The sequence below is a fragment of the Acetoanaerobium pronyense genome (assembly GCF_017874355.1).
Lineage (GTDB): Bacteria > Bacillota > Clostridia > Peptostreptococcales > Filifactoraceae > Acetoanaerobium > Acetoanaerobium pronyense.
In genome coordinates, this window is record NZ_JAGGLI010000032.1 from 20,154 (window position 1) to 32,948 (window position 12,795).

The window sequence follows — 12,795 nt, forward strand, 5'->3', positions numbered from 1 at the left end:
TTCTATGTATTAAAGGTCATACTCAAAATACGCACATCATAACAAACATTATAATTGTCCTACCTATTATTGTCAATGTATTTTTGAGCTCTAATTAACTATTATAAAGGATATAAGGATTTATGCAAATAACTTGATTTACGTATCTTAGCTGAGTTTTTAAAGTTATATATAATTTAGCGTAAAAGACTTGTTGATAAAAAATAAAAAAATCCTCAATCTGTGGATAAATACTTCTCTTTCTATTGAAGTTTTTGTTTCAGTTTGTTATATTATTCTTACCTGTTGATAACTTTGTAAATTGTTTTCAACTTATACACAAGTTGTGGATTAAATTGTGTATAAGTTTTTATAAAATATTTTTAACTAATATTATTGTCTCTTAATTTCCCTTTAAATTATGCTTTTTAGATTTATAATATTAATTTTATGTTGTTGATTAACTTTTCCACAGGGTGTTATCTTTTTATTTAATTTTATTCTATCCACAATAATATTCTTTTTTTTATTTTTTATCAACTATCGTTTCCACAGCTTTTTTGAATTTTTATTTTATATGGTTTTTTTTTATTTTTGTTGATAAATTTGTGGATTTTTTTGGAGGATTTATATGGATGCTTTAACTTTATGGGAAAAAATAATAGGGGTTTATAAAAATCAAATTACTAAGCAATTTTACGAGTCATTTTTTGCAAGTATAGAAGCTGTCAATCTAAGGAAAAACGAGCTTATTCTATTAGCTCCCAATTACTTTATAAAAGAGGTCATAGAAAATAATCATATGAATAACCTGCTTTCTATTGGCGCTGATTACGGCTATAAAAACCTTTCTATTAAGATAATTCTAGACTTAGAGGAAATAACTGATCTTTACTACGATAAACCTGAAGACAAAAAAAATATTTCCTATAATTTAAATTCAAAGTATACCTTTGACACTTTCGTAATAGGAAACAGTAATAGATTTGCTCATGCAGCATGTGTTGCAGTTGCAGAATCACCTGCCAGAGCATACAATCCTCTTTTTATATATGGTGGTGTTGGACTTGGAAAGACACATCTGATGCACGCTATTGGCCATTATATTGTAGGAAATAACAAAGACTCTAAAATACTTTATCTTTCTTCAGAAACCTTTACTAATGAACTTATAAACTCGATTAAAGATGATAAAAATGAGGCTTTTAGAAACAAATATAGAAATGTAGATGTAATCCTTGTAGATGATATTCAGTTTATTGCTGGAAAAGAAAGGACTCAGGAAGAATTTTTCCATACCTTTAATGCCCTTCATGAGGCAAATAAACAGATAATTATATCCAGCGATAGAACTCCAAAGGAAATACCTACACTTGAAGACAGACTAAGATCTAGGTTTGAGATGGGACTTATAGCTGATATTCAGCCTCCTGATTTTGAAACTAGAATAGCAATACTCAGAAAAAAAGCTCAGGTAGAAAATAGAGATATTCCAAATGAAGTAATGGTACATATAGCAAAAAATATAAAATCTAATATTAGAGAGCTAGAGGGAGCTCTTGTAAGGGTAATAGCTTACTCAGATCTTACTAAAGAAGATATTACTTATGAGCTTGCATGCGAGGCCCTTAAAGATTTATTTCAAAATTCATCTAACAACGAGCTAAATTCAAGCTCTATTAAAGAAAAGGTATCTCAAATATTTTCCATAAAAATGGAAGACTTTACATCTAAAAAACGTACTAGAGCAATAGCCTATCCTCGCCAGATTGCAATGTATCTATGTAGAGAGTTAACTGATATGTCTCTGCCTAAAATTGGAGAGGAATTTGGAGGAAGAGATCATACGACTGTGATTCATGCTTGCGATAAGATAGCTCAGGATATGGACAAAGATGATGATGTAAAGTATAAAATAGAAAAAATTATAAAAGAACTAAAGGCCTAATATAATCTATCAAGATAATTTTAAAATTTATTTTAGTTGAAATTATTTTTAGATTTATTATTTAGTAATATTATTTTTAGTACACAAAAAGGAATGATTTGCCCACAATTGTTCCTTTTTTATTTTAAACATACTCACATAGTTATCCACATCTGTTTAGTTTACTTTTTAAATAAGTAAAGGCGGTTATCCACAAACTAACAGCCCCTATTACTATTACTACTGTTTTTTTAATATTATTTATATATATATTTGGAGGATCATAATGAAGATAAAAATATTTCAAAAAGACCTACTTCATAGCCTAAATATGGCTCTAAAAGGAATTTCAAACAAAAATACCATGGAGCTTCTAAAAGGAATTCTATTTGAGACTTATGAAGGAAGATTAATTCTTACCTCAAACAATCTTGAGATAGGAGTTCAGACAACCTTAAATGCTGATATTATTGAAGAAGGAAAAATAGTAATAGATGCAAAAATAATATCTGATATAGTAAAAAAGCTTCCAGAAGACGAGATATATATTGAAGTAAAGGAAGGAAATATTGTTGAAATAAAATCAGGTTCTTCTCAGTTCAATATAAAGGGCTTTGATGGAAAGGATTTTCCAATACCTAATTCAATAGAAGAAGATTATTATCAAGAAATTCCTTCTGATGTCTTTAAAGAAATGATCAGAAAGACTTCTTTTGCAATATCTCAAGATGAGACTAAGCCTCTTCTTATGGGAGAACTTATAGAAATTAATGAGCACAGTATAAATATAGTTGCAATTGATGGATTCAGACTTGCAATAAAAAAATGTAATTTAAATGAAAATCAAAAAGAAGCAAAGCTTATAATACCTGGAAAAACCCTAATAGAAATAAGTAGAATGATACATGATAATGATTTTATAAAGCTTGGTTTTGACAACAAGCATGCATCTTTTATAATAGGAGATACCATACTTACTACAAGGCTTTTAGAAGGTGAGTTTATAAACTATAACCAGATTCTTCCAAAGGAATTTTCTTCGAAAGTAAAGATAAACACAAGGGAATTTTTAAATGCTCTTGATAGAGCATCACTTGTAGCTAAAAACAGCCTTATAAAATTAAACATAGAGGACGATATAATGAAAATATCCTCTAGAAACGATGAAATAGGTAACCTTGAAGAGGTTATATCAATAGAGCTTGAAGGAAATGACCTTGAAATAGCCTTCAATTTAAGATATTTTATGGAATGTATTAAAAACATAGACGAAGAGAATATATATCTAAACTTTAATACTAATGTAAGCCCGTGTATATTAAATCCAGAAAATGATGATAGTTATACTTATCTGCTTCTTCCTGTACGAATTTAAAAATATTGAAATGCCCGGTATTTCCGGGTGTTTTTTATTTATAATATAAAAAACATATTTATGATATAATAATAAGAACGTCTTTTTCAGAGGAGGAAATTAAAATGAAGGAAATAAAGATTAGTACGGAATATATAAAGCTAGATCAATTTCTAAAGCTCGTTAATGAAGTAGGTAGTGGTGGGGAAGCTAAGATAATGATATTGGACTCTAAAATAAAATTAAACGGTGTAGTAGAGATTCAAAGAGGAAAAAAATTAAGGCCAGGAGATGTAATAACTATAGAAGATAGGTCATATAAGATCGTTTAAGTAAAGAGGTAAATTATGCTAATAAAAAGTCTTAATCTTGCCAACTTTAGAAATTATAAAAATGCACATATAGATTTTCAAAAAAATCTTAATATGATTATAGGAAAAAATGGGCAAGGTAAAACAAATCTAATAGAGGCTATATATATGCTTTCCTTAGGAAGGTCTTTTAGGACAAACAAGGACAAGGAAATGGTTATGTTTGATACTCAAAATGCTTATATATCTTCAATTGTAGAGTCTATGGATAGAGAATTTAAGATTGAGATAAAAATGGGAAAAGATATAAAAAAAGCCATAAAAATAAATTCTATACCTATTGAAAAATTAACTGATTTATTAGGAATAATTAATATAGTCATATTTTCCCCAGAGGATCTCAAACTTATAAGAGAAGGACCAAAAGAAAGAAGAGCCTTTATGGATAGAGAGCTTTCTCAAATAAGGCCATCTTATTACCAAACTCTATATACATATCAAAAGACTCTTCTTCAAAGAAATAATCTACTAAAAAGAGACAAGGTGGATAAAGGTCTGCTTGATGTATACGATATACAGCTTGCAAACTATGGTTTTAAGATAATGGAGCAAAGAAAAAATTTTATAGAAAAAATAGAACCTATTGCAAAGAAGAATCATCACAGGATATCTTCAGGAAAAGAAAATCTTTCTATAAAATATAACCCAAATATAAATATCTCAAATAAATCTCTAAATGATTTGGAAGCTTTGTTTAAAGAGGCAAGAAATGAAGATTTAAATAGAAGAACCACAACTATAGGTCCCCATAAAGATGATCTTTCCATTTTTATAAATGATATGGAAATCAGGAGTTTTGGGTCTCAGGGACAAAAAAGAAGTGCTGCAATTTCTCTTAAGCTTTCAGAGATTGAACTCATATATGAAGAAAAGGATGAATATCCAGTTGTACTCCTTGATGATATATTCAGTGAGCTTGACATACAAAGGCAAAAGATGCTTCTTGATAATCTAAAAGGGATACAGACTTTTGTAACTACTACAGAGAACATTGATATAGATAAAGATTCTAAGATTTACAATATAGAAAATGCAATCATTAGTATGATAAATTAAGCCTTATATTTAGTGTTGGAGGTAAAAAATGGAAGATAACAACAAAATAACCCAAGATTATGGTGCCAGTGAGATTCAGGTACTTGAAGGTCTTGAACCCGTAAGAAAAAGACCAGGAATGTATATAGGATCTACAGGATCAAGAGGTCTTCATCACCTTGTATATGAAGTTGTGGATAATGCTATAGATGAGGCACTTGCTGGCCACTGCGATACTATAAGCGTAACTATAGATGAAGACAATGGAATTACTGTAGTTGATAATGGAAGAGGAATCCCTGTTGAGACTCATCCAAAGACAGGAAAAAGTACAGTAGAAACAGTTCTTACGGTACTTCATGCAGGAGGAAAATTTGGAGCTGGAGGATATAAGGTATCTGGAGGACTTCATGGGGTTGGTGTATCTGTTGTAAATGCCCTTTCTACAGAGCTTATAGCCGAGGTGAAAAAAGATGGAAAAGTATATAGACAGCGTTTTGAAAAAGGAAATCCTCAGACTGAACTTGAAGTTGTAGGGGAGACATCAGAAAGAGGGACATGCATAAGATTCCTTCCAGATGAAGAAATATTTGAAGAAATAGTTTATAAATATGAAACCCTTGAGCATAGATTAAGAGAACTTGCATTTTTAAATAAAGGTATAATGATAACCTTAGAAGATAAAAGAGATGGAATTGAAAGAAAAAAAGAATTCCATTATACAGGTGGTCTTATAGAGTATGTTAAATATTTAAACAAAAACAAGACTGCTATTCACGAAGATGTAATATATTTCGAAAAAAAGATAGGGGATTATATTGTAGAAGTATCTATGCAGTATACAGATGGATATACTGAAAATGTATACTCCTTTGCAAACAACATAAACACTCATGAAGGAGGGGTTCACCTTATTGGTTTTAAGGCTGCTCTTACAAGAGTGGTTAATGATTATGCAAAAAAAGCGAATTTTATAAAAGCAAAGGAAGATAATCTTACTGGAGAAGATATAAGAGAAGGACTTACAGCAGTTGTTTCTGTAAAGCTTCCAGATCCTCAATATGAAGGACAGACTAAGACAAAGCTTGGAAATCCGCCAGTTAGATCTGCTGTTGAATCTATTGCAGTTGAAAACATTGGCGCATTTTTAGAAGAAAATCCACAAAGTGCAAGAATAATAGTAGATAAAAGTCTTAGGTCTCAAAGGGCTAGAGAGGCTGCAAAAAAAGCTAGAGAGTTAACAAGAAGAAAAAGTGTTCTTGAAAGTACTTCTCTTCCTGGTAAGCTTGCGGATTGCGCTGAAAAAGACCCTGCAAAATCAGAAGTTTATATAGTGGAAGGGGACTCTGCTGGAGGTTCTGCAAAGCAGGGAAGAGATAGAAATAGCCAGGCAATTCTTCCTTTAAGAGGAAAAATACTTAATGTAGAAAAATCAAGATTAGATAGAATACTTGGTTCAGAAGAAATTAAAAATATGATTACTGCCTTTGGATGTGGAATAGGAAATGAGTTTGATCAAGAGAGATTAAGATATCACAAGATAGTAATAATGACGGATGCGGACGTAGATGGAGCTCATATAAGGACTCTTATACTTACATTTTTCTTTAGATATATGAGACCACTTATTGAAAAAGGGTTCGTTTATATAGCTCAGCCTCCTTTATACAAGATAAAAAAAGGTAGAAAAGAAATATATGCATATAGTGATGCCCAGTTAAATCAAGTCCTAGAAGAAATAGGAAGAAATCAAGTGGATATCCAAAGATACAAAGGTCTAGGAGAGATGAATGCAGAGCAGCTTTGGGATACAACGATGAATCCAGATACCAGAACACTTCTGAAGGTTACTATAGAAGATGCTTCTATGGCTGACGATGTATTTAGCATGCTTATGGGAGATAAAGTCGAGCCAAGACGTCTTTTCATCCAAGAGAATGCAAGATATGTAAAAAATCTGGATGTATAGGAGGGGTTAAATAATGAATGAAGAAAGAGACAAGATTGTTGATATTGAAATAGAAGATGAGATGCGTAAATCCTATATAGACTATGCAATGAGTGTAATAGTGGGAAGGGCTCTTCCTGATGTAAGGGACGGACTAAAGCCAGTTCACAGAAGAATACTATACGCTATGAATGAGCTTTCACTTGTACCTGAAAAAGGATATAGAAAATCAGCCACGGTTGTCGGGGACGTACTTGGTAAGTACCACCCACACGGTGATACAGCTGTATATGATTCTCTTGTAAAAATGGCTCAGGATTTTTCTATAAGATACCCTCTAGTTGATGGACATGGAAACTTTGGTTCCATAGATGGAGATTCTGCTGCAGCTATGCGTTATACAGAGGCAAAAATGCAAAAGCTTGCCCTTGAAATGCTAAAAGATATAGATAAAGAAACTGTAAATTTTGTTCCAAACTACGATGAAAGACTAAAAGAACCTTCAGTACTCCCAGCTAGATACCCAAATCTTCTTGTAAATGGATCAAATGGTATTGCAGTTGGTATGGCAACGTCTATTCCTCCTCACAACCTTAGAGAAGTAATAGATGCTGTGATTGAGCTAATTGAAAATCCTGATGCCACAGTAGAAGATATAATGGAGCATATAAAGGGACCAGATTTTCCAACTGGAGCTATAGGGATGGGAAAATCATTTATCAAGCAAGCCTATAAAACAGGTAGAGGTAAGATAACAGTAAGGTCGAAAGCTGATATAAAAGAGCTTCCAAATGGAAAGCACAGAATAGTTGTATCAGAAATACCTTATCAAGTAAACAAATCTAGAATGATAGAGAGAATAGCTGAGCTTGTAAAAGAAAAAAGAGTAGAAGGAATTACGGATATAAGGGATGAGAGTAATAGAAACGGAATAAGAGTTGTTATAGAAGTAAAAAGAGATGTAAATCCAAATATCGTACTTAACAACCTCTATAAGCATTCCCAGATGCAGGACGTATACTCTATAATAATGCTGGCCCTTGTAAATGGAGAGCCAAAAGTTCTTGATCTTAGAAGTATGCTTGTTCATTATCTAAATCATCAAAAGGACGTAGTAACAAAAAGGACAGAATATGAATTAAGAAAAGCAAAAGAGAGAGAACATATATTAAAAGGACTTCTAATAGCCCTTGATAATATAGATAGAGTTATCGAAATAATCAGAGGCTCAGATACAGGAGCAGTAGCAAAAGAAAAATTAATGGAAGAATTTTCTTTAACGGATATTCAATCTCAAGCTATACTAGATATGAGGCTTCAAAGACTTACAGGTCTTGAAAGAGGAAAGATAGAAAATGAGTTTAATGAGCTTATGGAAAGCATCAAGTACTACGAGTCAATACTTGCAAGTGAAGAAAAGCTTCTTGAAATCATAAAAGAAGAGATAACTTTAATAAGAGATAAGTATGGAGATGACAGAAGAACTGAAATAACAGAGAGTGAAGATGAAATAAATATAAAAGACACTATAGAAGATGAAGAAGTAACAATAACCCTTACTCATCATGGATATATAAAAAGAATACCTATGGATACCTATAAATCTCAAAGAAGAGGTGGAAAGGGTATATCATCAATGACTACAAGGGACGAAGATTTTGTGGAAAGTATTATAACAGCCGCAAATCATGATAGAATAATCTTCCTTACAAACAGAGGAAGAATGTATAGAATGAATGTATATGAAATTCCACAATCAAGTAGAATAGCTAAAGGGACAAATATAATAAATCTTCTTCCACTTGAAAAAGGTGAAAAGGTAAATTCATTCCTTACTGTTAGGGATGTTGCCGATACAAGCTATCTAGTTATGTGTACAAAAAAAGGAATAATAAAGAAAACTATGATATCTGAGTTTAGAAAAAGCAAAAGAAATGGTCTTATAGCTATATCACTTAGAGAAGATGATGAGCTTATAAATGCAAAAATAACTGATGGAGATACCAACTTTATTCTTGTAACCAAAGAAGGCCTTGCTATATGCTTTGACGAAAAACAGGTTAGAGACATGGGAAGAAGCGCTATGGGAGTAAGAGGAATAAGACTTAATGAAGGTGATGAAGTTGTTTCCATGGAAATAGCCGACACTTCTAAAGAGCTTCTTGTAATATCTGAAAATGGATACGGAAAAAGAACGCACATAAAAGACTACAGAATTCAGTCAAGAGGAGGAAAAGGAGTTAAAAGCTACAAAATCTCTGAGAAGACTGGAAGGGTTGTTGGTGCAAAGGTAGTTGAAGAGGACGAAGAAATTATGATTATCAACTCTGATGGAACATTAATTAGAATATCAGTAAATCAAATTTCAATCCTTTCAAAGGTAACAAGTGGAGTAAGAGTAATGAAGACTAGTGAAAACACTGTAGTTGCAGCTTTAGCTAAAATAGCTCAAAATACTGCAGATGAACTAGAAGAAACTGAAGAAGAATAAAAAATTATAAATCAGCCCTTCTTATTTATTAAAGAGTGAGAGGGGCTGTTTTTATTTAAAAAAATTACCAAATCATTTATATATTCAAAGTCTCAATATTCCTTAATATTTTAAATAATGTAAAAAAATTGTTATAATATATTCATATAAGGGTATAGTTTGAACAGTTTGTTATTTTAGAATGGAGGTACTTATTATGTCGAAGAATTGTAAAATAGGATCTTTTATTTGGGGAGGAATATTTGGTGCAGTAATAGCACTTCTGTTTGCACCTAAAAAAGGAGAAGAGCTTAGAGAAAATATATTTGAAAAAACTATGGATATATTGACTGACTCTCAAAGTGTAAAAGAAGATTTTAAAAATTTTGTAAAGAATATTAAACACGAAGAGGATGATTTAATCGAAGCTGAGTCTGACATAGTAATATCAAGAGAATTTAGAGAAAATGATTCTGATGATTTTATGGAAGGACAAAGTACAATTTCTTTAAATGACAAAGAAGATAAAGGGGTGTAGATATGGAATTTAGAATTTGGGAACTTGGAGTGCTTTTAGTTGGACTTGGATTTTTATTTGTATGTATAAACCTTGCATTTGTCATAAAAACATTAGATAATACTGTTAGAAGAGTAGAAGGAATAGTTGAAGAAAGTTCAAGAGATATTGGAGATATAATAGAGAATGTTGCTGGTATAACTACAAGCGTAAATATGATTATAGGGAGCGTTACTAAGATAGCAGGATTAGTATCAGGAGCCAAAATAGTAAGCGAGCTGAAAAAAAATAAAAATAGCAGGAGGGATTAATAATGTCAGTAATTATTGACAGTAATTTCGATGAAGAAAAGGCAATATGGTATTTGAAGCTCAAAGGAGAAATAGATATATATACATCTAATATCTTTAAAGACGAGCTGCAAAAACTCACTTCATCAGAAGAGAGTGTTGATATACATATCGACGCTTCCGAACTTGAGTATATAGACTCTACTGGACTTGGAGTATTAATAGGAGCATTAAAAAGATTAAAAAGTAAAGACAAGGATATATATATAAAGAACACAAAACCTAATGTCAAAAAAATATTCAGTATAACCGGATTAGATAAAATATTCAAGTTGGAGGGATAGAATTGGTTTCTATAAATTCTGAGGAGTTAAAGACGTTTCAAGAGGATGTTCATGACGAAATAGTCATGAGTATGCCTAGCAAGCCTGAGTATGTAGGGGTTGTAAGACTAACAGTTTCAGCGATTGCTAACAGAATGGGTTTTAATATAGAAGATATTGAAGACATAAAGGTTGCAGTTGCAGAAGCATGTACAAATGCTATAAGACACAGCGAAAATCACGATTTTAAAGTTAGTTTTCAAGTTTTTGAAGACAAGATGGGGATTTCAATATCAGATGAAGGCAAGGGCTATCAAATAGATGAAATGGATGACCCAGATCTTAACAACCCAAAAGAAGAAGGAGGGCTAGGAATATTCATCATAAAGAGTCTTATGGATGAAGTAGACATGATCTCTAAGGTAGGAGAAGGTACACAAATTAAGATGATAAAATTCCTAGGAGATGGTAATTAATGGGTGAAGTTGCTGAAAACAAAGCAAAACCCTCCAAATCAAATATTAAGTCCCAAAACTTTTCAAGCCAGTATAGAAATCTTACTGAAAAAGAGCTTTTCAAGATATACAGCGAGAAAAAAGACATAGAAATACGAAATGAGCTTGTGCAAAGATATCTCTATATAGCCGAGATTCTTTCCAAAAAATTTCTAAATAAGGGAATAGAATATGAAGATATTTTTCAAGTAGCATCTTTAGGCCTTATTTTTGCTATTGAAAGATTTGACATTTCAAAGGGTTTTGAATTTTCAAGTTTTGCTACTCCTACTATTATAGGAGAAATAAAAAAACACTTTAGAGACAAAGGTTGGTCTATAAGAGTTCCTAGAAGAATTCAAGAATTATCCAAGAAGGTTAATACTGCCAAAGTATACCTGCAGCAGGAGCTTCACAGAGTTCCTAAAATAGAAGACATAGCCAACTATTTGCAATGCTCAGAAGAAGAGGTACTGGAAGCTATAGAAGCATCCCATGTATACAAGCCAAAATCACTTGATTTATCTTATGATAATGAAGGGGACGATAAGGATATACTTCTTATGGATCTTGTTGGAGATGAAGATAAGCGTTTTGGAATGATAGAAAACAAAGACTTTATAGATAACGCACTTTCCAAATTGAATGAAATAGAGATAAAAATAATTAGAGATAGATTTTTCAAAAATAAAACCCAGATGCATGTTGCTAATGAACTGGGAGTTTCACAAATGACAGTTTCTAGAATGGAAAAAAAGATTTTACTAAAATTAAAAAAAGACTATGAAAAATCTTTATTCTAATTAATTTAAAGATAGATATAAAGCCGCTATTTATTAAATAGCGGCTTTTCAGTGCCTAAAAAATTTGGTTTAATTATAAATTTGTGTTCTATTCTTATCGCTAAATTTTTAAGAAAAAAACCATGGATTAAAATAGTGAAGTAAAAAGGCTAAAATTATAAGATAACCGATTACTCTATGAGAAGTTCTTAAAATCTTAGTTCTTTTTCTTTTATATAAGAATCCAAGAATTCCATTAATAAGAAGTAACATAAGAAGAACACTACCTGTATGAAGGATGAAATTTAATCCAAGCATGCTATATCCATGTATGGCTCCTATTAAAATTACAACTATACCTACATAAGGATGAGCTTTACGTTCATTTTTTAGAAGTTTATTGATATTTTTATGTTTTCCTTTAAATACTTTCTTATTAAGCTCAAGCATGATTGGAAATGATATTAACAAAGCAAGTAAAAATACGTTAACCCATATAAGAAAAAGCATATAAGCCCCTCCTATTCTACAATTCTACCTACAGCTGGGACATTTTCTAAAGTACGAACACCATGAGGCGATACATTTTCTATTTCTTCTGTTAAATCTTGTCCTGCTTCAAAACCATTATGCTCTCCACCACTCCATCTTTGAGAATCAGTGACATCGTAAATAACTCCATTTACTGCTACATATGCAGGTCTTCCATCTTTTCCGTCAAATTCAGCTAATTCTTCTAAAGTTAAAAGAAGCTCTTCAGATTCTTCTTCAGGTTCTTCCTCATTCGATTCTATAGGAGCATCAACAGGAGTAGGAGAGTTCTTTGTGTTAGGGGCACATCCAGCTGAAATAGTAAAAATAGCTAATACCAATATTAAAAATAAAATATTTTTCTTTTTCATCTTACAACCTCCTTAATTGATTAATGATAAATTACTGTTATATTTCTTATGCCCAAAAGGAGGGAAATTAAACCGACACAAAAATAGTATAATTTAAAAAGGGATTAATAGGGATAAAAATTTTATATATAAGTATTTTTATAAAATAATAATTTCAACAAGTACACCAATTAAAGGTTTTTAAAAAACAAAACAGAATTTTAATTGTATTAATCCCGAATTATTCATAAAAAAATAATTTAGGCTCTTAATTTAGAAATTAGAAAATTCCACAATAAAAATTCTTAATTTTAGTTTTCTACTCAAAAGAATTTCAAATAATATTAGCTTTTTCAATTTCAGAAACAAATTAAAATAATTTTGTTTTTAAAAATGGATAGACTTATCCCTTGGTTGAAAGCTC

Annotated in this window: 13 protein-coding genes; 11 read left to right on the top strand and 2 right to left on the bottom strand. The window is 31.2% G+C overall.

All coding sequences use genetic code 11. The annotated features are described in order from the left end of the window. Nucleotides 1-610: 610 nt before the first annotated feature. The 11 genes from dnaA (at nt 611) to J2Z35_RS11960 (ending at nt 11,511) form a co-directional block, all read left to right on the top strand. A complete protein-coding gene (dnaA, locus tag J2Z35_RS11910; RefSeq protein ID WP_209661611.1) occupies nt 611-1,927 on the top strand; it encodes a chromosomal replication initiator protein DnaA in 1,317 nt (438 codons plus the stop codon). A 265-nt stretch (nt 1,928-2,192) separates the two neighbouring features. Further along, nucleotides 2,193-3,281, top strand: a complete 1,089-nt coding sequence (dnaN, locus tag J2Z35_RS11915) for a DNA polymerase III subunit beta (protein WP_209661612.1) — start codon at nt 2,193-2,195, stop codon at nt 3,279-3,281. A 104-nt stretch (nt 3,282-3,385) separates the two neighbouring features. Then, nucleotides 3,386-3,592 carry a S4 domain-containing protein YaaA gene (yaaA, locus tag J2Z35_RS11920; RefSeq protein WP_209661613.1) on the top strand — a complete coding sequence of 69 codons (207 nt, stop codon included), beginning with the start codon at nt 3,386-3,388 and terminating at the stop codon, nt 3,590-3,592. Between the two features lie 15 nt (nt 3,593-3,607). Further along, complete coding sequence (gene recF / locus J2Z35_RS11925) at nt 3,608-4,687, top strand: DNA replication/repair protein RecF (RefSeq protein ID WP_209661614.1); 1,080 nt, start codon at nt 3,608-3,610, stop codon at nt 4,685-4,687. Nucleotides 4,688-4,715: 28 nt separating this feature from the next. Then, nucleotides 4,716-6,635 carry a DNA topoisomerase (ATP-hydrolyzing) subunit B gene (gyrB, locus tag J2Z35_RS11930; RefSeq protein WP_209661615.1) on the top strand — a complete coding sequence of 640 codons (1,920 nt, stop codon included), beginning with the start codon at nt 4,716-4,718 and terminating at the stop codon, nt 6,633-6,635. A gap of 13 nt (nt 6,636-6,648) precedes the next feature. After that, nucleotides 6,649-9,105, top strand: a complete 2,457-nt coding sequence (gyrA, locus tag J2Z35_RS11935; protein WP_209661616.1) for a DNA gyrase subunit A — start codon at nt 6,649-6,651, stop codon at nt 9,103-9,105. Between the two features lie 196 nt (nt 9,106-9,301). Further along, the gene (locus J2Z35_RS11940) at nt 9,302-9,622 is read left to right on the top strand and encodes a YtxH domain-containing protein (RefSeq protein WP_209661617.1); all 321 of its coding nucleotides are present in this window, start codon (nt 9,302-9,304) and stop codon (nt 9,620-9,622) included. A 2-nt stretch (nt 9,623-9,624) separates the two neighbouring features. Then, nucleotides 9,625-9,912: a hypothetical protein gene (locus J2Z35_RS11945; RefSeq protein ID WP_209661618.1), complete on the top strand. Its 288-nt coding sequence runs from the start codon at nt 9,625-9,627 to the stop codon at nt 9,910-9,912. A gap of 2 nt (nt 9,913-9,914) precedes the next feature. Then, entirely contained in the window at nt 9,915-10,235 is a 321-nt protein-coding gene (locus tag J2Z35_RS11950; protein ID WP_209661619.1) for an STAS domain-containing protein, read from the top strand. A 2-nt stretch (nt 10,236-10,237) separates the two neighbouring features. Continuing rightward, nucleotides 10,238-10,690 (top strand): ATP-binding protein, encoded by a 453-nt coding sequence (locus tag J2Z35_RS11955; protein ID WP_330623457.1) that lies wholly within the window; start codon nt 10,238-10,240, stop codon nt 10,688-10,690. Further along, a complete protein-coding gene (locus J2Z35_RS11960) occupies nt 10,690-11,511 on the top strand; it encodes a SigB/SigF/SigG family RNA polymerase sigma factor (protein ID WP_209661620.1) in 822 nt (273 codons plus the stop codon). Before J2Z35_RS11955 ends, J2Z35_RS11960 begins: the two co-directional genes overlap by 1 nt. Nucleotides 11,512-11,619: 108 nt before the next feature. Here J2Z35_RS11960 and J2Z35_RS11965 read toward each other — a convergent pair whose 3' ends face one another. Beyond that, nucleotides 11,620-12,000: a hypothetical protein gene (locus J2Z35_RS11965; protein ID WP_209661621.1), complete on the bottom strand. Its 381-nt coding sequence runs from the start codon at nt 11,998-12,000 to the stop codon at nt 11,620-11,622. Between the two features lie 11 nt (nt 12,001-12,011). Further along, nucleotides 12,012-12,392 (bottom strand): cytochrome b5 domain-containing protein, encoded by a 381-nt coding sequence (locus tag J2Z35_RS11970; RefSeq protein ID WP_209661622.1) that lies wholly within the window; start codon nt 12,390-12,392, stop codon nt 12,012-12,014. Between the last annotated feature and the right edge of the window lie 403 nt (nt 12,393-12,795).